Annotated in this window: 1 protein-coding gene; it reads right to left on the bottom strand. The window is 40.4% G+C overall.

Going from position 1 to position 277, the window contains the following annotated elements; all coding sequences use genetic code 11:
* Nucleotides 1–277 (bottom strand): SCO family protein (locus AAEY78_RS12890; RefSeq protein WP_352339715.1); only part of this gene is annotated, 277 nt, incomplete at both ends.

Below are 277 nucleotides of genomic sequence, written 5' to 3'. Positions count from 1 at the left end.
CATCATCGGCTGAGCCTGTTAATAAGCTCCAATTATGTGCACTTAGTTTTCTGCTTTGGGCAAAGCTTTGTAATACCGTCGGGGTGTCTGTATCAGGGGTAAGCGAGACTAATATAAATCCAACATTGTTTTTTTCTTCATCACTAAGCTTATTTTCAATAGCTTGCATGGTCGACACAATAGTAGGGCAGGTATGCGCACAATGTGTGTAAATAAGGCTCACTATTTGCTTTTTACCACTAAAGCTACTTAATAAACGCTCGTGGCCATCTTGATC

The organism is Psychrobacter sp. 16-MNA-CIBAN-0192 (assembly GCF_040309565.1).
Taxonomy (GTDB): Bacteria; Pseudomonadota; Gammaproteobacteria; order Pseudomonadales; family Moraxellaceae; genus Psychrobacter.
Note: the sequence above shows the minus strand (reverse complement) of the source record. Positions and strands in the feature narration are given on the sequence as shown.